The following is a 22,190-nucleotide window of genomic DNA, read 5'->3' on the forward strand; positions in this document are numbered from 1 at the left end:
AAAACCTATGTTTTTGTCATTGGTACCCGTGCGGCAATTAATAAAAGTCGCACCAGTGTTAGTCGCCTGTGAACAAGCCAAGCTGGAATGCCTACTTTTAATGACTGGGCAGCACAAAGAAACGATGCAGGACCTTGTCGACGAGTTCGGTATCACTTCCCAGCAAACCTTCGCTATTCAGGCGGCAGAGCACTCGACGGTCAGCTCATTGATACGTTGGCTTCCAGCTGCCTATCGCGGCGTCCAGAATCGATTGGCCGAGATAGCACGCGCAGGAACTAAAGTAGATGTCCTCGTGCACGGTGACACCTTGTCAACGCTCATCGGGGCGTTTGCCGGTTACCGATCGCGAGCGCGAGTTATTCATCTGGAAAGCGGCCTTACCTCGGGCCGACTACTGGATCCTTTTCCCGAAGAAATCTGCAGACGGTTAGTTTTCCGTCTAACCGATGTTGCGATGTGCCCGGATCTCGCTTCAGCCACGCACATGGCGAACTATAAAAAAGCCAAGATAATTAACACCGAAGGAAACAGTATTCTCGATGCTGTATTGCTCACCGGAGCAACAGAAATTACGCCGGATGAGACAAACCCGTACGTGCTGGTCTCACTCCATCGCTTCCAGAATATTTATAACTCGGAAACGCTTAAACCATTTGATATCTATAATTCAAGCGATAGCAAAAACCTACCGCGTCCATTTCATTTTGCATCCCGCTACACGTGGTCGGCTTCAGAAGGACGGATTGACTGAAGCACTAGAGTCAAACGAAAACATTATTCTTTCGGGACGAATGGGCTACAAAGCCTTTATCCGCCTCGCGGCCGGCTCCGCGTGCGTATTAACCGACGGGGGTTCTAATCAGGAAGAGCTCGCCTTTATCGGCGTGCCGACAATCATTATGCGAGCCCACACCGAACGTATCGACGGATTGAATGAAAACGCCGTTATGGAGAGCGACATCAGGGAGGGAATCGAGCGTTATATGCTCGATAAGTCTTATTTGAAAACACGGCGCCCGGCGAAAAGTATTCAGGGCGAAACACCGTCAGGACGGATTGTGAGAGCACTTTTAAATACCGACTAGCTGCCACGCGGACCTACAAGAGCAGTCAAACTGCTGCAAAAATACGCATTGGTGATGACTTGAACATCTTGTTTATCGGAAAACGCTTCTATACAAACCGCGACGCTTTGAGCGAGCGGTTCGGAAGAATTTATCAGCTACCGTTGCAATGGGCCAAAGCTGGCCACCAAGTTGAACTTTGGCTAATTGACTACCATCGCAAGAAGAATGAAGTTTTCCAGGACGAAAAACTAGCGGTTGTATCCACGCCGCTTTTCAGCTTCGATTTTATAAAAAGACTCGTCAACGCGCTCACGAGCACCAAGAAAAGGTACGTAATTGCCAGCGGTGATTGCTATATTGGATTGCTCGGCTACTGCCTCGCCCGACTGTTACGCGCCGAGTTCATATTCGATATTTATGACAAATATGACGAATTCAGCGGATATAAACGCATACTTATTTTCGATCCTTTTTCGTTTCTACAAAAAAAATCTCCCACATTACTTTTTGCCAGCCGAGCACTGGCGGACAAAGTGGATCACCCTAGAAAAATCCTCGTTCCCAATGGGATAGATGCGTTCTCGTTTTTCCCACGCAACATGATTCATTGCCGCGAGGAGCTTGGCCTGCCCGCAGAACCGGTATTTGTCGGTTACTTCGGAAGCATGGAGCCAGAGCGGGGCGTAGAAGATTTGATCGAAGCAATTAAATTACTAAGAAAAAAATCAAACAATATCGAGTTACTATTAGGCGGTAAAAATCCTAAAAACCTTAATTTGACGCAGGACGGAATTCGTTATCTAGGGAATATAGATTATAAGAAGATGCCGATGGTACTGAGTTGCTGCAATGTATTGGTTTTGCCTTATCGCCACTCTGCCTTTCTTGACATGGCATCGTCCTGCAAGATAGCTGAGTACATAGCAGTGGAAATACCCATCGTGACGACACGCACACCCAACATGCTTTCTAACTTCCCAGACCAAGCCCAAGCGCTGGAAGAATTTATGCCGTTGCCGAACGATGTTCCGGCTCTGGCCAACTGTATTTTTCTGCAGTTGGAGAAAAGGCTGATCGTGGAACAACCGACGGGCATGGCTTGGAGTGAAATCAGCGACCGGACGCTAACCCAGATTTCAAGCAGCGGACCTTTTGAAGATAAGGATATTTAGGTGCGAGTGCTTTTCGTACTTCCCAGAATGGTTTCCGGCGGAATCGAACGGGTAACCCTCACGCTGGCCAGAGGCTTTTTGGATCAGGGGATAACCTGTGCGCTTGCATTGCGCAGATGCGAGGGCGAATTTCTCGCTGAAGCACAAGCGCTGCTGCCGGTGTATGAGTTAGCACGCGACGGACTAGCGGATTTTATTCCAGCGTTGACAAGTCTGATTAAGCAGTGGCAACCCACGCACCTGGTAACCGCTTTTCACGACGTTGCATTGCTTTCCTTAATATCGATGAGATTGGCACGAAGCGATGCGCGCTTAATCCATGGGGCCCATAACTCCCACAATATTGCGTCTGCGCGCCCCGGGCTTAAAGGATTGCTCAAATTTTATATTGAGCGCCAACTGGCACGCCTTGTGTACAAAAGAGCGCACTCGGTCATCGCTGTTTCTCACGGAGTGAAAGACGAAATCACTAATGTGCTGCATATTTCGACGAAGCACGTTAAAACCATCTATAACCCGGTAGACCTTCCCGAGTCAGCCAGCCCAGTTCGGTCAGCTGCAATCATCAATACACCGGTAAAACTGGTCACGATCGGCCGTCTAGCTCACCAAAAAGGGTTCGACGTACTCGTGCTGGCAGTATCGCTTCTGGATACCCACATTGCGTGGACGTTAGACATCTACGGCGAAGGACCGCAACGTGCCCGCCTGGAGGCATTAATCGCGGAGCTAGAACTCGCGCAGCGCGTGAACTTGAGGGGGCATACGAGCACACCCCAGGAAATACTTCAGGAGGCAGATGTGTTCATCCTGCCCTCGCGCCATGAGGGACTTGGAATAGTTTTGGTTGAAGCCATGATCTGTGGAGCACAAATCATTGCAACAGACTGTCCTCACGGGCCGCGTGAAATTCTTAAAGACGGAATGCTCGGGCAATTGGTAAGCCCCGAATCGCCAACTGAGTTGGCTAGCGCCATTAGGGCCGTACTCGAAGGACGTAAGTGGACAGCGCCTGAACGAATGAAAGAGCGCGCCGTCGATTTTCTTCCACAAACTGCTGTAAGAACCTGGATCGACTGGATGAATCGTGACGGCAGTTAACCTGCTTCCGGCACACAAAGTACATTCTGGCTGGGCCCCAACGTGCTAGCCAAAATTGGCTTCAAACTGCCCCCCCCGGCCAATTTCGAAGAACTCGTATGAGAGGCTGCTTAGCAGGTCGAGGATATCGGATTGCTGGTAACCCGCCATTTTAGTGGTCTCCTCCTGCACCTCAATAATAATTCGTGGTTTAAGTCGCGAGATGGTCTGAACACCGCCTTTCAAACAGGAGAGCTCGGCACCTTCGATGTCGATCTTCAATACGTCCAGGCGATCCAGATCAGCAAAAATGATATCTAGAGTCGAGAGTTCAATTTTTTTGTATTTCGTGGCCCCCTACACTATCTCCAAATATGCTTGGCAAGCCATTATTCACTTCACCGCTGAGTGATGGAGCGCTCGCGGGGCCGTAAATGGAAAAAGAACCAACTTCGTCAGACAGCCCTTTTTCGAAAACTTCGACCCAGCTCATATTGTTTTTTAAGATGTTATCCCGTAAGCGCTCGACAGTTGCCGTTACTGGCTCAAAACAAACGACACGCCCGGTGCTACCAACCGCCTTTGCTGAAACCAGTGTTAACTCCCCAACGTTGGCGCCAACGTCCACATACACCATTCCAGGGTTAAGCAACTTCTTAAGTAGTGGAACAACATCAAGATTGCAATAACCCATCCAAAAAATCCGACGCTGCATATGCTCGCCTAGATCTAAGCTAAACGTTAGATCGCCGTCAAAATCGTTTACTAGCACACATTTTCGCGCGCGGGAAAAGCGCGACGAAACATGCTATTCACGACAGACAAACGTCCGTTGAGCGACATGTATTTTGCACAAGCACGGATTACCAAATAATTCATACCATCACTCCACGGAAACTGGCGCGGCCTTCGAGTGCAAACGCCACACCATTACAACGCTAATCAATGCCATAACCCACTCAGCACAACTCAAAGCGATGGCCATGCCAAGCACTCCCAAACGCGGCGCGAAAATGATCGCACACACTAGCAAAACAACAATACCGACGGATTCAAAGCCCGCGCGCAGCCAAGTACTTCCCGCGGCCATTAGAATGTTTCCCCCAGCCATTCGTAAAACTAAAGCGGGGATCGCTGGAACGAGCCAGTGGAGCACATCACTAATGCCAACATAGTGCGACCCAAAAAATAACTCTAACCAACCGGAGAAAATCCAGAAACCAGCGCTCAGCACAATGCCATAACCGAGGCACGCCAGCAGAACTAAGCGGTGCAATGCAGGCATGTTGGCGTTAGAAGCGGCATTGAAACGGAAAAGGCGCGGCATTAGAGAAAACATTAAAGCCAAAACGGGCAGCGTCGCCGCGCCGATGACGCGCGTCGCTGCTGAATAAAGGCCTGCGTCGGCGGGTGATATTAGATGCGCTACGGCAACCTTATCGAGTTCAGCGGGCCCCGCAGCCGTGACATTTAATACCCCAAAACCAATTGAAGCGCCCAACTCCGGTCGACTCGGACTCCGGTATTCACCACACCTGGGCCATTTCGAAGGAAGCAGATATAGCGCGAAAATCAACGCGAGAAATGACGCTGCGACGTAACAAAAAGAATAAACATATAACGCGTTGGAGAGATCCAGAGCCCAGATGACGAGCACAGCAGCCAGGCGCAACCCAAGCGGCATTATCATTACCACCTGAGACATTGAGGTGCTGTCTCGGGCCATCTTCTGCGAAGAGGCAATCGTTAGCAGCGGTTGCAGTAACAGCTCAGCGACGCCAAACAGTGCGATGGAAAGCGGCCCAATGTGACTTTCCGAAAAAAAGACCCAGGAACATAAAATATAGAGAAGGAAGAGGACACTGCCGCAGAGCAGGGTAACGGGGATCGCATAGCTCAAAACGTCTCTCTCTCGCCCCGGCTGACGAGAAACCTCTGAGAGAACTACCAGATGCATACCCAGACTAGAAAAAGTACCTAAGAGCACCGCCAATGCCGTGATGCCGGCAAATACACCGTATTCCGAGGGCCCTAATAAACGAGCCACAGCAATCAGGATGCCGCCTTGGATGACCAAGCGAACACCCAACACACCTGAGGTTCGCAAGGTGGAACGGGCGATAGCGCCTCTAAACATTTTCCAACCCTTGGGCTACGTTCCGGATCGGCACCGCGAATACGAAAAAGGGCCGCAGATCAGCCCACGCGTCAACGCTCTTGATCAGGCGAGTCTTTATACATGAGTGCCGTGATTTGCTCGGAGATCAGCCCCATCAGGAAGATCATGACCGAACCGGTATAAAGCAATGCGCTCATATTGGTGAACCGCCCGGCGGTGAACAGCGTGTATCCATACCAAGATGTAGCTGCGAGAAATAACAAACCTGCGACGGGTGCGAATAGCTTCAACGGCGAATACAGTGTGCCGATTTTGAAGATGATTAAAAGAAAGCGCAGCCCGTCCTTCAAAGGCCTCAGATGGCTGCTACCTACCCGCTTTGCTGCATGGATAGGCTCATAAGCAACTGAATAGCCCGCGCGAAAGAACGCCATCGTGCTGGTCGTTGGATAGGAAAAACCGTTCGGCAAAAGGTATAGAAACTCTCGGAATTTACTGGCTCGCACGACGCGAAAACCAGAGGTTAGGTCCTCGACGATCTGCCCCGTCATGAACGTTGCCAAGCGGTTATAGAACTTGTTAGCGATGCCACGGCCGACGCTTGCTTGAGAACCTTGCTGACGAGCACCCACAACCATGTCGTAGCCGGATTCAAGTCGCGCTAAAAGGCGTGGTATGTCGCTCGGGTCGTGCTGGCCGTCGGCATCCATAAATACGATGAACTCACCGGTAGCGGCGCGTGCACCCGACTTGATGGCGGCGCCGTTGCCTTTGCTGTAGGGGTGGGTGACTACAAGCGCTCCAGCAGACCTGGCGATATCGCCGGTATCGTCGGTTGAGCCATCATCCACAACAATGATTTCAGCGAGTGGGAATGTTCTACGCAAACCGTCAACAACCGGAGCCACCCCCAATGCTTCATTCTTTGCAGGCAGTACGATACTTAGCGCGGCCGCACCGTCAGTTTTTGCATTGCCCAACGACATACGGTCTGCTTCCGTTTTAGCGGCTAAAGATAATCTATTTATCATGGGTACTTGCTGAGACATTTGCGGCAATGTCGGCGTTTAAATCTGATTCGAGACGCGCAAATTCATCGTCGTACTCTGCCGCCGTGCGCCGCAGGTTTCTCCGAGGCTGTTCACGATAAATTTGTTTTGCTTGGGGTAGCAACTTCAAAGCATGCTCCTGATAACCGCCCCGAGCTAACTCGGCGACCATCATCAACGCAGCCTCGGTATCAGCGTAGCTTGCCATTGATCGTGAATATTCTTTAAGGGCGGCATCTGGCTCGCCTTGGACCACATAGAGCCTAGCCTTCAAATACGGCGCCAGACGCTGGAACACGCTCAGGCGCTTGTAGTTGTTGTTCATGCTCATCACATCAATCAAATCCTGGGTGTAGCCAAGATAAGCAGGGTTGCCACCTGGCTCCACAACTTTATCCACCAACGAGCGCAAGCCCTGCACTCCCTGAGTGTCAAACGGCTGGACCGCGAGTTTATTGGCTGCACTGGAGAAATCCGTCGATTCCGCCTCGTTGGCGTAAACTTTTTTGCAGTAACAATCGAAGGGTTAACAAAGCACTGTCTGGAAGCCTTTCGATAGCTTTCTCGACAAAGCTATTTACCTCACTAACGCGGCCATTGCTCATCAAAAAATTAGCGATTGCATTCTGCGCACGCGGCGATTCAGGGCTCGAAACAGCCCAGTACATCTGCAAATTATCGGTATTTTTCCAAAGACTTACGCGTTGGACTGTCATCAGCGTAACCACAGCAAAAACGGCACTGGCGATGGTAATCGCCACTTTCGGCTGGAATCTCTCACTGAGAAGCACTATGCCCCTCGCAATAGGCAAAAACAAAAATGCGGCGGCTGCGTAGTTCCGGTGTTCAAAGTAGAGTTCCAGACCAACGACGGTCGATTCCATCAAGTGACCAACAAAGAAAAAAATGAGCGCTAGCGAGAAAAACGGCCAGCGCTTACGCATGAAAAATATTGCAACGCCTACTACAAAAAGGCCAATCAATGAATAAAACGTGGTTAACGGGGCAAATAAACCTCGAGAAACTTCATACCCGTCTTGAAACAGTCCACGCCCTTCAATACGTGGAATATATAGATGGAAAAGGTACTCCCAGATAATTCTCGCCTCACTAAGCAATCTCTCGGGCTGATCAAAAGTGCGTGTCGGCCAAACGTCGGGGGAAAAGTCGATCATCGCCGTCAGCGCGCCCATCAAAACCAACGAAGGTAACCATAAAAACAAAAAGCTCCACCATCTGGCAGGACGGTCCAGAGGCGCTACCGCGGGTCTACAAAACTCCACCACCACGATTAACAGAGGCAGGAGTGCGCCATTTTCCTTACTAAGAACAGCCGCCAACGTCCCCAATCCGACCGACAGTGTCATCCACACGTAGCTAGCTCTTAGGCTTCGACGCTAATAGCATTCGCCCATGAAGATAGCCGGCAAGGCCTGCGAACATGAAGAGTGCGGCCAATTCCGTCATCCGCTGCACGACATACAAAGTAGTCGAAACGAAATAGGGGTGTAATAACCAGATAGCAGAGCTCAACACAGCAACCCATACGGCTTGCCTTTCAACAACTTGGTAAAAGCGCAGCAATAGCAGCGTGGCCCAGCACAGCAACGTGCCGACTAACATATGAATCCAAAGATTCGTCAGCTTGAAGCTAAAAGGTTGGCTGGGCCAACTATTATCATTGAGCAGAAAGCTCAGCAACGAGAGAGGACGGCCAGTCGGGCCGGAGAAACCGCTGAACACATATGCTTTCAGCGAGTTTATATCTGTAACGCCACCGTACGTGCCCAGCTCTTGAAGGTTAGGAAAGTCGTCGAATAGAAACCCACCTTGCAAGCCTGGCAGATAGATCAGAAAGCACAGCAAAAGCGCGAACGAAAAAAAATGACAGGGCTTAGCGACGAAGCTTTAAACATGCGAACCCTAACTTTATCAGGGAAATAAAAATTGCCCGCCGAAGCGGGCAATTTACAAAGCAAACGAGCTTAACCGCGGCAGGAGCTAGGATAGTACTTCGCAGAAGCGGCCTGGGTCGCGCCGCTGCCGGAACATTTCCAGTTCAAAGCACCAGTGGAAGTGGTAGGGCTCAAAGTCAGAGTGAGACCGCCCACGCCCGATGCCACACCGGTGCCTTTCATAGTTGCAGTGATCAAGCCGTTAGTCTGGCCAACCGAGGCAACATATTTGCCTACGATCGAAGTAGCCATACCAGCCGACTGCGCGCTAGTTGGGAACCGACCGTTGTTCGAATAAAACTCAGCAACCGAAGTCTTAGCACCGCTAGCCAAAGTCATGGCTTCGGTCATCTGCGAACGGCCCATGTAGTCTTGGTAGGCCGGCAGAGCGATGGCAGCCAGAATACCGATGATCGCAACAACGATCATCAATTCGATAAGGGTAAAACCCTTCTGCATTTGAGCTTTCATGTGTATCCCCTGGATAGTTGAGTTGACCTATGGCGATAAGGAACGCCCTACGTCTGCGGAGTACAAAAGCAGTTTGCGTGCCAGCTTTCGCTTTTCTATTCGAACCGCCCTTTTGAGACCAAGCACTGCTTAAAACGGTCTGCTTCCACGCCGTCCTACACGCCTAAAAAACTCAAAAGTGACGCTTTTTGGCAGTTGATATTCCGCCATTTGGCACGCGCTGGCGACTAGGCTATAAGGCAGGATGATTTCCGTGAGCGGCACACCATGAATGACCTCGTGAACCTGACCGGCCTAGCTAAGCAACTCGTCGTGGCTGAGTTGCTTGACGAGAAAAACGCTCGCCAAGCGCAAACCCAGGCTCAGCGCAATAAAACCTCCCTTGTAACCTACTTGGTGCAGAACAAGCTGGTGAAGAGCCGGCAGCTGGCGGAAGTGGCGGCAGAACAGTTCGGCGTTGCGTTTCTCGACCTGACCAGCCTCGATAAAGAAAGCCAGCCGAAAGACTTGGTTGCAGAAAAGCTCGTTCGTCAGCACCGAGTGCTGCCGCTGTGGCGTCGCGGCAATAAGTTATTCCTTGGCATTTCAGACCCAACCAATCACCAGGCCATTACAGACGTCCAGTTCAGCACCGGCCTCAACACCGAAGCGATTCTGGTTGAGGACGACAAGCTCGGCGATGCCATTGATAAGTTCTTCGATAGCGCCACTACGGCGATGGACGATTTGGGCGATCTGGACCTCGACATCGAAGCCGTTGACGAGAACGGCCCCGGCAAAGAGGAGAATCAGGAAGCTGACGACGCCCCCGTGGTTCGCTTCGTCAATAAAATGCTCTTGGACGCCATCAAGATGGGCTCGTCCGACCTGCACTTTGAGCCGTACGAAAAAAGCTACCGCGTGCGTTTTCGCACAGACGGCATTTTGCATGAAATCGCTCGCCCTCCTATCCAACTGGCGCCACGCATTTCTGCGCGGCTGAAGGTAATGGCAAGCCTCGACATTTCCGAGCGCCGTAAGCCGCAGGATGGTCGGATCAAGATGCGAATCTCCAAGTCCAAATCAATCGACTTCCGGGTCAGCACCTGCCCTACGCTGTGGGGCGAGAAGATCGTGATGCGGATTCTGGACTCGTCCAGCGCTCAGATGGGTATTGATGCACTGGGATATGAAGAGTCGCAGAAGGACCTTTACATGTCGGCTCTTAAACAGCCGCAGGGCATGATCTTGGTAACGGGCCCGACTGGTTCGGGCAAAACGGTTTCGCTGTATACCGGTTTGAACATTCTTAACACGGTCGACGTAAACATCTCGACGGCGGAAGACCCGGTCGAGATCAACCTGGAGGGCATCAACCAGGTCAACGTGAACCCCAAGCAAGGGATGGATTTCACGGCAGCACTGAAGTCGTTCCTTCGGCAAGACCCTGACATCATCATGGTCGGCGAGATTCGGGACTTGGATACCGCGTCCATCGCTATCAAAGCGGCGCAAACCGGTCACATGGTGATGTCGACGCTGCACACCAACAGCGCTGCGGAGACACTCACTCGCTTACGCAACATGGGCGTGCCGTCGTTCAACATTGCTACATCGGTAAACCTGATCATTGCCCAGCGATTGGCGCGCAAGCTCTGTAACTCGTGCAAGAAAGAAGTCCCCATTCCGCGCGAGGCTTTAATCGAAGAAGGTTTCCCGGAAAGCAAGATCGGTACCTTCAAGATTTTCGGCCCGGTCGGCTGCGATTTGTGCAACCACGGTTACAAAGGCCGTGTCGGGATTTATGAAGTGGTTAAAAACACGCCTGCGTTGCAACGGATTATTATGGAGGAAGGCAACTCCATCGATATCTCGGTGCAAATGCGCAAAGATGGCTTTAGCGACCTTCGGACCTCAGCACTGCTGAAGGCCATGCAGGGTGTGACCAGCCTCGAAGAAGTGAATCGCGTGACTAAGGACTAATTCATGGCCGTTAAAGCGATAAAAACCACCACTTTCACTTGGGAAGGCACGGATAAAAAGGGCTCCAAGATAAAGGGCGAGATGGCCGGCCAGAATCCTGCCTTGGTCAAAGCGCAACTGCGTAAGCAGGGCATCAACCCGCAGAAGGTGCGTAAAAAAGCCGTTTCGCTGTTCGGCGGCAAAGGCAAAAAGATCAAGCCGATGGACATCGCCCTGTTTGCCCGTCAGATGGCGACCATGATGAAAGCCGGCGTGCCGCTGCTGCAGTCGTTCGACATCATCAGCGAAGGCCTTGAAAACCAGAACATGCGCAAGCTGGTTGAAGAGATCAAACAGCACGTTGCCGCTGGTAACAGCTTTGCTGCTGCCCTTCGCACCAGACCGCTGTATTTTGACGATTTGTTCTGCAACCTGGTCGATGCCGGTGAACAGGCCGGTGCGCTGGAAAACCTTTTGGATCGTGTTGCGACCTATAAAGAAAAAACCGAAGCGCTGAAAGCCAAGATTAAAAAGGCCATGAACTACCCAATCGCGGTAGTTGTGGTGGCGGTGGTGGTATCGGCCATTTTGCTGATTAAAGTGGTGCCGCAATTTGCTTCGGTATTCGCGGGTTTTGGTGCAGAACTTCCAGCGTTTACGCGCTTCGTTGTAGGCCTTTCAGAGGGGCTTCAGGAATGGTGGTTCGTTTATTTGATCGGTATTGTCGGGACTGTTTTCGCATTTACCGAAACCAAAAAACGCTCGCCTAAGATGCGTGACGCGCTCGACCGCCTGGTGCTAAAAGCGCCTATTGTCGGCGACATCACTTACAAGTCGTCGGTAGCTCGTTTCGCTCGAACCCTGTCGACCACCTTTGCGGCGGGCGTTCCGCTGGTTGAAGCGCTGGATTCAGTAGCCGGCGCCACCGGCAACATCGTGTTCCGCAATGCGGTGCTGAAGGTCAAGCAGGATGTTACGTCCGGTATGCAGCTGAACTTCTCGATGCGCACGACGGGCGTTTTCCCGTCAATGGCAATCCAAATGACGGCCATTGGTGAAGAGTCCGGTGCGCTCGATGTAATGCTCGACAAAGTAGCCAGCTACTACGAAGCCGAAGTAGACAACGCCGTCGATGGACTCACGGCGCTGATGGAGCCGTTGATCATGTCCGTTCTCGGCGTGCTGATCGGCGGTCTGGTAATCGCGATGTACCTGCCAATCTTCCAACTGGGCTCTGTCGTCTAATCCATGCAAGTCATCGAACTTTTGGCCAGCCACGCGCTGGCCTTTGTTTTTTTTGCGCTCGGTCTCGGCCTTCTCATCGGCAGCTTCCTCAACGTGGTCGTCTACCGCCTGCCAGTAATGATGAAGCGCGACTGGCAGAACCAGGCACGCGAAATCCTCGAGCTTCCGGCTGAGCCAGAGGGCGAAACCTTCAATCTGATCCTGCCCAACTCAAGCTGCCCGCATTGCAATCACGAAATCAAAGCTTGGGAAAACATCCCGGTCGTCAGTTGGCTCGCCCTGCGCGGCAAATGCTCTTCCTGCAAAGCCCCGATCAGCAAGCGCTACCCATTGGTCGAGCTCACCTGCGGCCTGCTCTCGGCGTATGTCGCTTGGCATTTCGGTTTCACTTGGCAAGCCGGCGCGATGTTGTTGCTGACGTGGGGTTTGTTGGCGATGAGCCTGATTGATGCGGACCACCAGTTGCTGCCGGATGCGTTGGTGTTGCCGCTGTTGTGGGTCGGCTTGATCGTTAATCAGTTTGGCTTGTTTGCCACTGCGCAGGACGCGTTGTTCGGCGCAGTCGCCGGCTACCTGAGTTTGTGGTCGGTGTATTGGCTGTTCAAGCTGGTGACGGGCAAGGAAGGCATGGGCTATGGCGACTTCAAGTTGCTGGCCATGCTCGGAGCGTGGGGCGGGTGGCAGGTGTTGCCGCTGACGATTCTGCTGTCCTCGCTGGTGGGCGCGGTGTTGGGGGTGATCATGCTGCGTTTGCGTAACGCTGAAACCAGCACACCGATTCCCTTTGGCCCTTACCTGGCAATTGCCGGCTGGATTGCGCTGCTCTGGGGTGATCAAATAACCGGCACCTATCTGCAAATCGCCGGATTTAAATGACTACACCCTGGATTCTTGGGCTCACTGGCGGCATCGGCAGTGGCAAAAGCGCAGTCGCGCAGCACTTCATCGATTTAGGCGTTCACTGCGTCGATGCCGACCACGCCGCGCGCTGGGTGGTTGAGCCGGGCAAACCGGCCTTGGCTGCCATCGTCGAGCACTTCGGCCCGCAGGTCTTGCAGGCCAGTGGAGAGCTCGACCGCACGGCGTTACGCGGCCTTATCTTTCAAGCGCCGGAAGAACGCCGCTGGCTCGAAACGCTGTTGCATCCGCTGATTGGCGAAGAAATCATGGCCAGCTTGGCGAGCGCCACGTCGCCGTACGCCATCCTGGTTTCGCCGCTGTTGATCGAGTCGGGTCAATACAAGCTGACGCAACGAGTGCTGGTGGTCGACGCCCCCGAAAGCCTGCAACTGGAGCGCACGATGCTGCGCGATAGCGCCTCCCAGGAGCAGGTCCATGCGATTCTCAAGGCTCAGGCCTTGCGCGAGGACCGCTTGAAACATGCGGACGACGTGTTGCTCAATGACCGCGATTTACCCTGGCTGCAAGCCGAAGTTGAACGCTTGCACCGCTTCTATCTCACTCTTCATGGAGGCCAGCCATGAGCCCTGCTCCCGTCGTTAAATGCCCAACCTGCGGCGCCCCCGTCGAATGGACGCCGAAGAATGTCACCCGCCCGTTTTGCAGCGAACGCTGCAAGTTGATCGACCTTGGCGCCTGGGCGTCCGGCGAACATGCGATTCCGGGCGACCCTGTGGAAGACGACGTCTTCTCCAGCGATTTCGACGTTCCGCCGCAACGCCACTGAGTTTCAGGGCCGCATAAAGCTGTAGTCGCGGTCGTCGTCCAGGTTATCGGCGAGAAACTGCAGTTCCTGTGCCAGGTCCGCAGGGCTGCGGTGGTGCTTGCTCTGTTCGATCACCGCGCTGAGCAACGCCCTCAACGCCAAGCCTGTTTCTAGCCCTTGAGCAGCGGCCTCTTCCAGGCTGCGCTGCAGCTGCTGTGTGGCCCATGCGTGTGCACTCATCTCGCGATCTCCTCGGTTAACGCCGGTGCGGCTGGGCTGGAGCGTGACAATCGTGCTCGGCGCGAAAACTGATCGTGATCAAGCAGCGCAGCGCTATAAAAACGGCGAATCACTCATCATCGTTCCACGGCGCTTGCAGGTAGCGATCGCGGTTGAACGTCTCGAGCCATTCGGGTTTGAACACCACCAGCGCAGTGACCAGCGTGCCGTTGATAAACGCCTCCGGAAACATCACCAGCCACAGGTAGCCGACAAAGTCTTCCAGCCAGAACGGCATCGGAAAGCGGCCGTCCAGCCACAGCACCCACAGGCCCAACAGCACGCAAAGCAGTGCGGCCAACGCGGCCGGGAAAAAGCCGGAACAGAAGATATAGACGAACAGATTCTGCGATTGCCGGCGCTCTACCCACAGCGCGCACACTTCGGTGACCAATACCGGCACCAGCACCAGCAACACACCGTTCACGCCGATGGCCGCTAGGTCTTGCCGGCCAATGGCGAGCAAGCCGAGCTGGGCGACCAGGCCGCCGACGATTGCCAGCGGCCAGTCGAGCAACAGGGTCACGACTGTCATGCCGATAAAATGGAATGACACGCCCACGTCGAAATCGCGCCTGACCAACCACAGCACAAACAAGCCCAGCACGGTGCCGAACAGCAAGTGCTGGCGGCGCGTGTCGCTGAATAGCTCCAGCCAGGGCGAACGAAATACGGCCCATGCCAGCACGGGCAGATAAATCAGCCAGCCGGCCGTCAACGTAGTGGTGGATAGCAACTCGGCGGCGATCACGACGGCGCGTCCTCTGCGAGCTCGCGAACGCTCCCCAGCCCGCGTAATGCGGCATGGCGAGTGAGCAGCGCGGGGCGAATCGACATAGAGGACTCCTGCCTAGGCGAAATCGCAGTCTACACCGGCCTTGTCAGACGTCTAAACTGGCGGGCATGGATGATTCCGACTACCTGCGTCTACTGACCGACCAAGCCGAACAGGCCAACGCCCTGCTTTCCAACGCCCAGAAATGGGAGCGGGAGCGCTGGGTATGCCGGCGTTTTTTGCAGGCGCTGAATGTGCCGCATCGCTTGGAAGAATTCAGCGCCGCTGAAAAAGACCCGCCCGATGTGCTGTTTCACGACGCCCATTTCGAGGTGTTTTTCGTGCTGGATGAAGGCCGCCGCCTTAACGATGAATGGCGGCAGGAGCTGGAGCGACGCCGCAAAGCGTATTCCCTCAGCCAATTGGTCGAGCACGAGCCCCGGCCGAAAAAAATTACCGCCGCCGAACTGCATAACCGGTTAGCGCCGACCCTTCGCAAAAAGACCGCGAGCTACCGCGAACGCGGTATCGACGTGGCCAACCTCGACATGCTCGCCTACGTGAACCTCAAGCGTGAGATCACCAATTTCAACAGCGCCTTCCCGCCTCCCACCGAATTTCTGCACCAGGGCTGGCGGTCGCTGTCTGTGTTAGGACCGAACTTCGCCCGGGTGTTGTTCGCCCATCCCGGCGCGCCAGACTTTCTGCGCATCAACCTTGGCCGAACGGTGCTGTTGGATATTGGAATCAGTCTATGAGTCAGCTGTTGGAACTCATCGCCGACGTACCGCAACACGGCGAGGTTCGCTGGATTGGTGTGCGACCGGTTTCGCGCGAGCCGATGATCGAATTGGATGCAGTGGAAGCACGGCGAGAAGCCGGCTTGACCGGCGACCGCAGCCGGCCCGGACCGAGAAACGCACGGCAAGTGACGCTGATTCAATGGGAGCACTTGGCGGTCATCAGCGCGCTGTTAGGTCGGCCCGCCGAGCAAGCGATCACGCCGGCCGACATGCGCCGCAACTTCGCGGTGAGCGGCATCAATCTGTTCAGCCTGAAGAATCGGCGCTTCCGCTTGGGCCAGGCACTGCTGGAAACCACCGGTTGGTGCCAGCCCTGTGCCCGCCTCGAACAACGCTTGGGGCGCGGCACGTTTCAGGCTGCGCGGGGACACGGCGGAATTACCGCCCGTGTGCTGGAGGGTGGGATTATTCGTTTGCAGGACACGCTTTACGTTGAGCCAGATTAAATCCCACGACTAGAATGGATTTATCCCAAACGAGGCCTGCCATGACCAGCCGACTCAGCCCAGACGACCAGCAACGCGTCGACCAGCACCTTAGCGCGCCGCATCACCAAGTCGAGCGCCGGCCGTTCCGTCCGTGGTTTTTGCTCTCAATCGTGTTGGTCTCAGTTATTGGTCTGGGCCTTCTCAGCCGTTTACTCAGCCGGTTAGTGCTATGAGCTGCCTCGCGCTCGCCTCGCCGGCTTTTGCCCGAATCCTTAAAAGCCTTGTGAGAACTCACCATGTCCCATCGCATTGTTATTGTCGGCGGCGGCGCCGGCGGCCTGGAGCTTGCCACCCGCCTGGGTAAAACCTTGGGTAAACGCGACATCGCGCGCGTAACCCTGGTTGACGCCAACCTCACCCACATCTGGAAACCGCTGCTGCACGAAGTCGCGGCCGGCTCGTTGAACTCGTCCGAAGATGAGCTCAACTACGTCGCCCAAGCCAAGTGGAACCACTTCGAGTTTCAGCTAGGCCGGATGCAGGGGCTGGACCGCGCGGCGAAAAAAATTCAATTGGCCGCCACCGTTGATGAACACGGCGAAGAGCTCGTACCGGCGCGCACGCTGGATTACGACTCGCTGGTGATTGCGGTCGGCAGCACCACCAACGACTTCGGCACGCCAGGCGCGGCGGAGCATTGCCTGTTCCTGGACACCCGCGTGCAGGCCGAACGCTTCCACCGGCAACTGCTGAATCACTACATGCGCGCCCATGCCAATCAGGCGGACAGCGCGGGACAAATTAGCGTGGCCATCGTTGGTGCCGGCGCCACCGGCGTGGAGCTGGCGGCCGAGTTGCACCACGCGGCCCACGAATTAGCGGCGTATGGCCTGGATAGCATCAAGCCGGAAAACATGCGCATCACTGTGATCGAAGCTGGACCGCGCGTGTTGCCCGCACTGCCGGAGCGCATCGGCCAGCCGGTGCATAAAACCTTGGAAAAACTCGGCGTCACGGTGCTGACCAATGCGGCGGTCAGCGAGGTGACGCGCGACAGTTTGAAAACTGCGCAGGGCCAGGAGATTCCGGCCAGCTTAAAGGTGTGGGCCGCCGGTATTCGTGCGCCGGAGTTCTTGAAAGACCTTGATGGGCTGGAGAGCAATCGCATCAATCAACTGCAGGTGCGCCCGACGCTGCAAACCACGCGTGACGATAATATTTTTGCCTTCGGCGATTGCGCCGCGTGCCCGCAAGGTGAAGACGGCCGCAACGTACCGCCTCGCGCGCAGGCCGCGCACCAGCAGGCGTCCCTATTGGCCAAATCGTTGAAGCTGCGTATTGAGGGCAAAGCGCTTCCGGCTTATCGCTACCGTGATTACGGCTCGCTGATTTCGCTGGCGAGTTTTTCGGCGGTGGGCAATCTGATGGGCAACCTCACCGGCAGCGTGATGCTGGAAGGTTGGCTGGCGCGGATGTTTTATGTGTCGCTGTACCGTATGCACCAGATGGCGCTGTATGGCGTGTTCCGCACCATGATGCTGATGCTCAGCGACAGAATCGGACGTGGGACGGAGCCGCGTTTGAAGCTGCACTGACAACGAGATACAGGCGTGGGCGAAGCTCAGCCCACGCCTGCCAAGCTCCACCGTCGAACGCGGCGGCTTAAAAAGCACAAACAAAAAAGGCGTCCCGAAGGACGCCTTTTTTGATGGCTCCACGCCGTTAAGCGCTTTGCCTAAGATTCAACTCTTCAAACATCAAGAGCCAAAAATGGTGGGTCGTGTGGGACTCGAACCTACGACCAATTGGTTAAAAGCCAACTGCTCTACCAACTGAGCTAACGACCCAAAAATGGTCGGGGTAAGGGGATTCGAACTCCTGACATCCTGCTCCCAAAGCAGGCGCGCTACCGGACTGCGCTATACCCCGGTTGAAAGATTGGCTCCGCGACCAGGACTCGAACCTGGGACCCAATGATTAACAGTCATTTGCTCTACCGACTGAGCTATCGCGGAACTACTTGCTTCCATCTCTTTACGTCATTTGGCGTTAGCCATTTGCCGTATCGAGGCGCTGCATTTTAAGGATATCCGCGACCCTGTCAACCCCCTAAATAGCTTTTAAGACAATGATTTGCAGCGACGTGATCGCCACTCTATGTTTGCGTGAGATATGATCGCCGCAGGATGCATAAGCCGCTTGGCTTGAACAGGACAGTCCATGAGCACGCAGGACGTACCCCCACCATCGAGAACCCACCAGACGCTTGCCAGCCGCGGAATTCAGCCGCGTTTTGGGGACCTGGTGCAGGGTTGCCGCAAGCTCGCGATGAATCGTTTGGCCGAACACCTCACCGGGGTATTCGGGCAGGTTGATGACACGTTGTTTGAATGCGCCGAGAAAGCCGAGAACAATAAAGTGCAGTCGTTGTTTTTCGACAACATGCGCGAAATTCGTCGGCAGCGACCGCAAATCGAACGCAGCTACCACCAGCGCGTGGCGCAAAACTTTTCTAATTTTCTTGAAGGCACGCTCGAGCCCGAAGCGAACGCGACAGGGCTGCGTGCTGAAGATCTGTCGTTGATTCAAAACGAAGATTACGAAGAGAGTCTGCAAGTCACCAACATGGTCAGCCGGGTCAAAGCCCGCTGCGCCGAGCCGCTGTTCGCACTCGAGCAACGGCTGGCAGTGTTGAACAACGGCCAGAAGCTGGGCGAAGACAACAACCCATTCGGTCCGCGGGCGATTGCCCAGGCGTTTCGCGAAGCGCTGGCGCCCACGCCGTTTCCGCCGCAGATCAAAACCATCCTCTATATGTTGTTTGATCGCCACGTCATGCAGAGCCTCGACCGTCTGTATGAAGCGATGAACCAGCGCCTGATCGATGCCGGCGTTTTGCCCAACCTCAAGTACGCCCCGCAACGCACCCCCGATGCCCGACGCGCCCCAACGGCGCCGCGTGAGCCGGCCAGCGCAGCGCCCGCAGCGACCAACGAGCCCGTGCGCAATGCGCAACCGGCACCCGCCGGCACAGCGCCCGCCGCCTCGGCCGCCGTACCTAGCGCCGAAGCCGCACGCGTGCCTTACGATGCGTCTGGCCCGGAGCCGACCGACCCAACCGCATTGTTCAGTAGCCTTGCTGCCTTGCTTGGCGAGCGCCGGCATTACAACGTCGATGCGCCGCTTCTGGGCGGCACGCGCAGTATCGCCAGCTTCGCCCCCAGCGGCGCGACACGCACCTACGCGGCCAGCGACCTGCTCGACGCACTGAACCGTTTGCAGCAACAGTCGGCGCTGGATTTCTCACAGCGTTTGCAACGTCCGCAGCAAGTCGAAGATTTCAAAGTCGATCTGCAGCAGCAGTTGGAAACTCACAGCAGCGAACCCGGCCAGCAAAAGCTGTCGGACCAGGAAGCGGATGTAATCGACCTGGTGGGCATGCTGTTCGACTTCATTCTTGATGACGAAAACCTGCCAGACAATTGCAAAACCGCCCTCTCCCACCTGCACACGCCTTACCTGAAAGTGGCGTTGCTGGATAAGGCGCTGTTCACCCAACATCATCACCCGGCGCGACGCTTGCTCAACGCCATGGCCCAGGCCGGCGTACTGTATGGCGGCGAAGAAGACGACCGCGGCCTGTTGGCGAAAATTCACTGGGTAGTCGAACGCGTCATTCAGGGTTTCGACGGCGAGCTGAAACTGTTCGATAGCCTGCTCGAAGAATTCAACGAGTTCACCACCAACCTGCAACACAAGGTGGCGCTGCGGGAGCGGCGTGCGGTGGAAGCCGCCAAAGGTCGCGACAAATTGCTCGGTGCGCGCCAGCAAGCGGTGGACATCATTGCCCGCGCGCTGGCCAACCGTCAGCCGCCGCCGCTCATTCGCAACTTTCTCGAACTGACTTGGACCGACGCGCTGGTATTTGTGCTGCTGCGCCACGGCGAACGCAGCCCCGAGTGGCAACGCTACAGCGATGTGGCCGAGCAGCTTGCCTGGAGCAGCACGCCGCTGAACGCAGCCGGTCAGGAGCGCTTGCAGTCGATTCGTGTGCAGCTGCTGGAAGACCTGCGCAAAGGCCTGGAGATTCTCGGCGGCTATCACGAAGACGGTATCCGCCGCTTACTTCAAGACATCGTCGCCTGCCAACACGCGGTGCAAGCCAAGCAGCCACTGGTGGCCGCCAAGCTCAATCCGGTGCTACCGGAAAGCCCGCTCGGCGCCATGCTTGGCGAGGACGCCGCGTTAGCGACCATCGCCCCGCAAGCCTCGGGTCTGTCGCACCAGGCTCAGCTAATTGCCAAGGAATTGGGCCGTATCGAGTTTGGTACCTGGTTTGAATTTATCGACGGTGCGCAGGTGCGTAACCTCAAGCTGTCATGGTTCAGCCCGACCACGCACAACTACATGTTCGTCGACCACAGCGGCCAGCGTGTGGCGATTAAACCGCTGACGATTTTAGCCAATGAGATGGAACAAGGTCTGGTTCGCATCCTCCAAACCGAACGCGAGGCCCCGCTGGTGGACCGCGCCCTGACCGCCATCTACCGGGTGTTGCAACGCTTCACCGGTCGCGCCGACAACAGTTAAGGAGCCGTAATGGACGATCGTCGCCAGCACAGCCGACACGCCGCAGAGCTGCATCTGGAAGTGTACGACTTGCACACCGAGCGCCACTTGGGCCGCGTAGTGGATCTCTCCGCCGAGGGCTTCATGCTATTTGGTGACTGCCCGCAAGAAGCCGATGCGCTGCTGGAATGCCGCCTTGTTTCCTACCCGCCAGTCGAAGGCCTGACCGAAGTTCGCCTGGGTGCGGATTGTCTGTGGAGCCGCCCGGGCGCCGACGGTCAGCATTGTTGGTCGGGCTTCCACATCATCGATTTGGCCGAAGACCAAGCCGTGCTGCTCGAAGGGTTGCTCAAGCGCCTGTAAACGGTCAGCCGATAAAAAAGCCCCGACAACTGCGGGGCTTTTTTGTGTGCGCTGAAAGGCTAATTCACGCTGTAACCGCGCCCGGCCATGCAGGCACCCAGCGAGCGGCGGTAGATGTCCGCCACGTTTTGCGCCGGCGCATAGGTGGCTTGCGAGGGATCAAAGCCGCTTTGATTCACGGCCCAGCGATGGCAGTCGTAGCGGTCCTGCGCCAACTGCGCTTCGCTCTGCCCGCGCGCCGGATACGCCACCACGTCGTAGCCGTTGCCCTGCCAGCCGTTGTTGCTCGTCACCTGAACGGGTGGACTGGTGACCACATATTCCTGGCGGTCGGCCTGGTACAGGTAATAGGTGCCAGCCGCGATGAAATACAGCGCGCTGCCAATCCACAGCTGCTCGGCGTACGAGGGCAGCGTGCGCACCCGAACGCCGTAAGGCGGCGTGACGACGATGTAGCTCGGGCCATATGGCCGGTACCAGTAACCGTCGGCGTAGTAATAGTCGACCCCGCCGTGCGGCACGCGCCAACGGCCCGAGGGAATGGTGTTTACCCGGTAGCCCGGCTGCCAGCGCGGGCCCGGCCCCAACCGCCATCCGGCCGCCCGCCATGCCATTGATTGCCCGGCGGGGGGTGGCGACTTGGAACCCAGCTGCCGTGCCGGCCCCTGCGGCCCGCGGGGTTCGTTATTGCTCGGACGGCCGCGGTCATCGTCATCGCGCCCACCGCCGTTGTGGCCGCCGTTATAACCACCGTTGTAGCCATTGCCGTTGTGGTTCTGACCGCCGCCCTGGTTGTACCCGCCGCCGTTGTAACCGCCCTGGTTATAACCACCACCGTTATAGCCGCCCTGATTGTTACCACCGCCGTTGTAGCCGCCGTTGTGACCGTTGCCATTGCCGCCGTGATCATCACGATCACGCTGCGACGGACTGCTGCCGCCCAATGTTCGAGCAGCGCCCTGCGGTCCCTGCTGCTGCTGCGGACGCGCTTGCGGCTGCCCGCCCTGATTACCGCCGCTGTTGCCGCGCCCCTGATCACGCTGCGAACTGCCGCCCATCACCGAACGCACATCCGGCCCGTCATCGGCGAGCGCATTGGCGCACATCGCCAGGGAAAGGACGCTTACACCTGCCAGGCGCCACAGCTGCGACTTCATGACTTCTACTCCAGAGGGAAAAGACCGCGACACACCTACCACCCGTAT

The 22,190-nt window shown here is 55.8% G+C and carries 26 protein-coding genes and 3 tRNA genes; 15 read left to right on the forward strand and 14 right to left on the reverse strand.

Annotation, left to right across the window (positions count from 1 at the left end; all coding sequences use genetic code 11):
• The first annotated feature begins 7 nt into the window (after positions 1-7).
• From ACZZZP_RS19015 to ACZZZP_RS19030, 4 genes are read left to right on the forward strand one after another with little or no spacing between them, the layout of a single operon-like run.
• Positions 8-754, forward strand: a complete 747-nt coding sequence (locus ACZZZP_RS19015; protein WP_463536763.1) for a UDP-N-acetylglucosamine 2-epimerase — start codon at positions 8-10, stop codon at positions 752-754.
• On the forward strand, positions 657-1,088 hold the full coding sequence (locus ACZZZP_RS19020) for a UDP-N-acetylglucosamine 2-epimerase (RefSeq protein ID WP_463536764.1): 432 nt from the start codon (positions 657-659) through the stop codon (positions 1,086-1,088). The genes ACZZZP_RS19015 and ACZZZP_RS19020 overlap by 98 nt, the downstream gene beginning before the upstream one ends.
• Before the next feature lie 59 nt (positions 1,089-1,147).
• Positions 1,148-2,242 carry a glycosyltransferase family 4 protein gene (locus ACZZZP_RS19025; protein WP_463536765.1) on the forward strand — a complete coding sequence of 365 codons (1,095 nt, stop codon included), beginning with the start codon at positions 1,148-1,150 and terminating at the stop codon, positions 2,240-2,242.
• Positions 2,243-3,343: a glycosyltransferase gene (locus ACZZZP_RS19030; protein ID WP_463383750.1), complete on the forward strand. Its 1,101-nt coding sequence runs from the start codon at positions 2,243-2,245 to the stop codon at positions 3,341-3,343.
• 45 nt (positions 3,344-3,388) lie between these two features.
• Here the strand turns inward: ACZZZP_RS19030 and ACZZZP_RS19035 are convergent, their stop codons facing one another.
• From ACZZZP_RS19035 to ACZZZP_RS19070, 8 genes are all read right to left on the reverse strand, one after another.
• Positions 3,389-3,658: an FkbM family methyltransferase gene (locus ACZZZP_RS19035; protein WP_463536965.1), complete on the reverse strand. Its 270-nt coding sequence runs from the start codon at positions 3,656-3,658 to the stop codon at positions 3,389-3,391.
• A complete protein-coding gene (locus ACZZZP_RS19040; protein ID WP_463536766.1) occupies positions 3,654-4,037 on the reverse strand; it encodes an FkbM family methyltransferase in 384 nt (127 codons plus the stop codon). Before ACZZZP_RS19040 ends, ACZZZP_RS19035 begins: the two co-directional genes overlap by 5 nt.
• A 168-nt stretch (positions 4,038-4,205) precedes the next feature.
• Complete coding sequence (locus tag ACZZZP_RS19045) at positions 4,206-5,399, reverse strand: oligosaccharide flippase family protein (protein WP_463383752.1); 1,194 nt, start codon at positions 5,397-5,399, stop codon at positions 4,206-4,208.
• A gap of 131 nt (positions 5,400-5,530) precedes the next feature.
• Complete coding sequence (locus tag ACZZZP_RS19050; protein ID WP_463383753.1) at positions 5,531-6,427, reverse strand: glycosyltransferase family 2 protein; 897 nt, start codon at positions 6,425-6,427, stop codon at positions 5,531-5,533.
• Between the two features lie 34 nt (positions 6,428-6,461).
• A complete protein-coding gene (locus tag ACZZZP_RS19055) occupies positions 6,462-6,902 on the reverse strand; it encodes a hypothetical protein (RefSeq protein WP_463536767.1) in 441 nt (146 codons plus the stop codon).
• 40 nt (positions 6,903-6,942) lie between these two features.
• Positions 6,943-7,857, reverse strand: coding sequence for a hypothetical protein (locus ACZZZP_RS19060; RefSeq protein ID WP_463536768.1), 915 nt, complete (start codon positions 7,855-7,857; stop codon positions 6,943-6,945).
• A 10-nt stretch (positions 7,858-7,867) separates the two neighbouring features.
• Positions 7,868-8,356 carry a hypothetical protein gene (locus ACZZZP_RS19065; protein ID WP_463536769.1) on the reverse strand — a complete coding sequence of 163 codons (489 nt, stop codon included), beginning with the start codon at positions 8,354-8,356 and terminating at the stop codon, positions 7,868-7,870.
• A 119-nt stretch (positions 8,357-8,475) separates the two neighbouring features.
• The gene (locus ACZZZP_RS19070) at positions 8,476-8,916 is read right to left on the reverse strand and encodes a pilin (protein ID WP_463383755.1); all 441 of its coding nucleotides are present in this window, start codon (positions 8,914-8,916) and stop codon (positions 8,476-8,478) included.
• Positions 8,917-9,183: 267 nt separating this feature from the next.
• Here ACZZZP_RS19070 and pilB point away from each other — a divergent pair, with 267 nt between their 5' ends.
• The 5 genes from pilB to yacG are packed head-to-tail and all read left to right on the forward strand — an operon-like array spanning position 9,184 to position 13,789.
• Entirely contained in the window at positions 9,184-10,878 is a 1,695-nt protein-coding gene (pilB, locus tag ACZZZP_RS19075) for a type IV-A pilus assembly ATPase PilB (RefSeq protein ID WP_463383756.1), read from the forward strand.
• Between the two features lie 3 nt (positions 10,879-10,881).
• Complete coding sequence (locus ACZZZP_RS19080; RefSeq protein ID WP_463383757.1) at positions 10,882-12,102, forward strand: type II secretion system F family protein; 1,221 nt, start codon at positions 10,882-10,884, stop codon at positions 12,100-12,102.
• Positions 12,103-12,105: 3 nt separating this feature from the next.
• The gene (locus ACZZZP_RS19085) at positions 12,106-12,978 is read left to right on the forward strand and encodes a prepilin peptidase (RefSeq protein WP_463536770.1); all 873 of its coding nucleotides are present in this window, start codon (positions 12,106-12,108) and stop codon (positions 12,976-12,978) included.
• A complete protein-coding gene (gene coaE / locus ACZZZP_RS19090) occupies positions 12,975-13,586 on the forward strand; it encodes a dephospho-CoA kinase (protein WP_463383759.1) in 612 nt (203 codons plus the stop codon). Before ACZZZP_RS19085 ends, coaE begins: the two co-directional genes overlap by 4 nt.
• Positions 13,583-13,789 carry a DNA gyrase inhibitor YacG gene (gene yacG / locus ACZZZP_RS19095; RefSeq protein WP_463383760.1) on the forward strand — a complete coding sequence of 69 codons (207 nt, stop codon included), beginning with the start codon at positions 13,583-13,585 and terminating at the stop codon, positions 13,787-13,789. Before coaE ends, yacG begins: the two co-directional genes overlap by 4 nt.
• Before the next feature lie 3 nt (positions 13,790-13,792).
• On the opposite strand, the gene ACZZZP_RS19100 is transcribed toward yacG, so the two are convergent.
• Positions 13,793-14,008: a hypothetical protein gene (locus ACZZZP_RS19100; RefSeq protein WP_463383761.1), complete on the reverse strand. Its 216-nt coding sequence runs from the start codon at positions 14,006-14,008 to the stop codon at positions 13,793-13,795.
• A gap of 109 nt (positions 14,009-14,117) precedes the next feature.
• Complete coding sequence (locus ACZZZP_RS19105) at positions 14,118-14,798, reverse strand: energy-coupling factor ABC transporter permease (RefSeq protein ID WP_463383762.1); 681 nt, start codon at positions 14,796-14,798, stop codon at positions 14,118-14,120.
• A gap of 152 nt (positions 14,799-14,950) precedes the next feature.
• On the opposite strand from ACZZZP_RS19105, the gene ACZZZP_RS19110 reads away from it, so the two are divergent.
• From ACZZZP_RS19110 to ACZZZP_RS19125, 4 genes are all read left to right on the forward strand, one after another.
• A complete protein-coding gene (locus ACZZZP_RS19110) occupies positions 14,951-15,580 on the forward strand; it encodes a DUF1780 domain-containing protein (protein ID WP_463383763.1) in 630 nt (209 codons plus the stop codon).
• Positions 15,577-16,071, forward strand: a complete 495-nt coding sequence (locus ACZZZP_RS19115) for an MOSC domain-containing protein (RefSeq protein WP_463536771.1) — start codon at positions 15,577-15,579, stop codon at positions 16,069-16,071. Before ACZZZP_RS19110 ends, ACZZZP_RS19115 begins: the two co-directional genes overlap by 4 nt.
• A gap of 41 nt (positions 16,072-16,112) precedes the next feature.
• Positions 16,113-16,286: a DUF3094 family protein gene (locus tag ACZZZP_RS19120; RefSeq protein WP_122494453.1), complete on the forward strand. Its 174-nt coding sequence runs from the start codon at positions 16,113-16,115 to the stop codon at positions 16,284-16,286.
• Positions 16,287-16,349: 63 nt separating this feature from the next.
• Positions 16,350-17,648, forward strand: coding sequence for an NAD(P)/FAD-dependent oxidoreductase (locus ACZZZP_RS19125; protein WP_463536772.1), 1,299 nt, complete (start codon positions 16,350-16,352; stop codon positions 17,646-17,648).
• 176 nt (positions 17,649-17,824) lie between these two features.
• Here the strand turns inward: ACZZZP_RS19125 and ACZZZP_RS19130 are convergent.
• The 3 genes from ACZZZP_RS19130 to ACZZZP_RS19140 form a co-directional block, all read right to left on the reverse strand.
• Positions 17,825-17,900, reverse strand: a tRNA-Lys gene (locus ACZZZP_RS19130).
• 5 nt (positions 17,901-17,905) lie between these two features.
• A tRNA-Pro gene (locus tag ACZZZP_RS19135) sits at positions 17,906-17,982 on the reverse strand.
• Between the two features lie 10 nt (positions 17,983-17,992).
• Positions 17,993-18,068, reverse strand: a tRNA-Asn gene (locus ACZZZP_RS19140).
• 205 nt (positions 18,069-18,273) lie between these two features.
• On the opposite strand from ACZZZP_RS19140, the gene ACZZZP_RS19145 reads away from it, so the two are divergent.
• Together ACZZZP_RS19145 and ACZZZP_RS19150 are read left to right on the forward strand one after the other, a co-directional pair.
• On the forward strand, positions 18,274-20,643 hold the full coding sequence (locus ACZZZP_RS19145) for a DUF1631 domain-containing protein (RefSeq protein ID WP_463383765.1): 2,370 nt from the start codon (positions 18,274-18,276) through the stop codon (positions 20,641-20,643).
• 9 nt (positions 20,644-20,652) lie between these two features.
• The gene (locus ACZZZP_RS19150; protein WP_122452344.1) at positions 20,653-20,985 is read left to right on the forward strand and encodes a PilZ domain-containing protein; all 333 of its coding nucleotides are present in this window, start codon (positions 20,653-20,655) and stop codon (positions 20,983-20,985) included.
• 59 nt (positions 20,986-21,044) lie between these two features.
• Here the strand turns inward: ACZZZP_RS19150 and ACZZZP_RS19155 are convergent, their stop codons facing one another.
• Positions 21,045-22,142, reverse strand: a complete 1,098-nt coding sequence (locus tag ACZZZP_RS19155; protein WP_463536773.1) for a DUF6515 family protein — start codon at positions 22,140-22,142, stop codon at positions 21,045-21,047.
• Positions 22,143-22,190: the final 48 nt, after the last annotated feature.

The organism is Pseudomonas sp. AC211 (genome assembly GCF_979258055.1).

What these genes read in the sequence shown, in the direction of transcription:
- coaE (WP_463383759.1), top strand. Translation starts at nt 12,975, where the DNA reads ATGACTACACCCTGGATTCTTGGGCTCACTGGCGGCATCGGCAGTGGC.
- ACZZZP_RS19145 (WP_463383765.1), top strand. Translation starts at nt 18,274, where the DNA reads ATGAGCACGCAGGACGTACCCCCACCATCGAGAACCCACCAGACGCTT.
- pilB (WP_463383756.1), top strand. Translation starts at nt 9,184, where the DNA reads ATGAATGACCTCGTGAACCTGACCGGCCTAGCTAAGCAACTCGTCGTG.
- ACZZZP_RS19070 (WP_463383755.1), bottom strand. Translation starts at nt 8,916, where the DNA reads ATGAAAGCTCAAATGCAGAAGGGTTTTACCCTTATCGAATTGATGATC.
- ACZZZP_RS19110 (WP_463383763.1), top strand. Translation starts at nt 14,951, where the DNA reads ATGGATGATTCCGACTACCTGCGTCTACTGACCGACCAAGCCGAACAG.
- ACZZZP_RS19085 (WP_463536770.1), top strand. Translation starts at nt 12,106, where the DNA reads ATGCAAGTCATCGAACTTTTGGCCAGCCACGCGCTGGCCTTTGTTTTT.
- ACZZZP_RS19155 (WP_463536773.1), bottom strand. Translation starts at nt 22,142, where the DNA reads ATGAAGTCGCAGCTGTGGCGCCTGGCAGGTGTAAGCGTCCTTTCCCTG.
- ACZZZP_RS19015 (WP_463536763.1), top strand. Translation starts at nt 8, where the DNA reads ATGTTTTTGTCATTGGTACCCGTGCGGCAATTAATAAAAGTCGCACCA.
- yacG (WP_463383760.1), top strand. Translation starts at nt 13,583, where the DNA reads ATGAGCCCTGCTCCCGTCGTTAAATGCCCAACCTGCGGCGCCCCCGTC.
- ACZZZP_RS19150 (WP_122452344.1), top strand. Translation starts at nt 20,653, where the DNA reads ATGGACGATCGTCGCCAGCACAGCCGACACGCCGCAGAGCTGCATCTG.
- ACZZZP_RS19080 (WP_463383757.1), top strand. Translation starts at nt 10,882, where the DNA reads ATGGCCGTTAAAGCGATAAAAACCACCACTTTCACTTGGGAAGGCACG.
- ACZZZP_RS19040 (WP_463536766.1), bottom strand. Translation starts at nt 4,037, where the DNA reads ATGCAGCGTCGGATTTTTTGGATGGGTTATTGCAATCTTGATGTTGTT.
- ACZZZP_RS19100 (WP_463383761.1), bottom strand. Translation starts at nt 14,008, where the DNA reads ATGAGTGCACACGCATGGGCCACACAGCAGCTGCAGCGCAGCCTGGAA.
- ACZZZP_RS19050 (WP_463383753.1), bottom strand. Translation starts at nt 6,427, where the DNA reads ATGTCGTTGGGCAATGCAAAAACTGACGGTGCGGCCGCGCTAAGTATC.
- ACZZZP_RS19125 (WP_463536772.1), top strand. Translation starts at nt 16,350, where the DNA reads ATGTCCCATCGCATTGTTATTGTCGGCGGCGGCGCCGGCGGCCTGGAG.
- ACZZZP_RS19060 (WP_463536768.1), bottom strand. Translation starts at nt 7,857, where the DNA reads ATGACACTGTCGGTCGGATTGGGGACGTTGGCGGCTGTTCTTAGTAAG.
- ACZZZP_RS19115 (WP_463536771.1), top strand. Translation starts at nt 15,577, where the DNA reads ATGAGTCAGCTGTTGGAACTCATCGCCGACGTACCGCAACACGGCGAG.
- ACZZZP_RS19120 (WP_122494453.1), top strand. Translation starts at nt 16,113, where the DNA reads ATGACCAGCCGACTCAGCCCAGACGACCAGCAACGCGTCGACCAGCAC.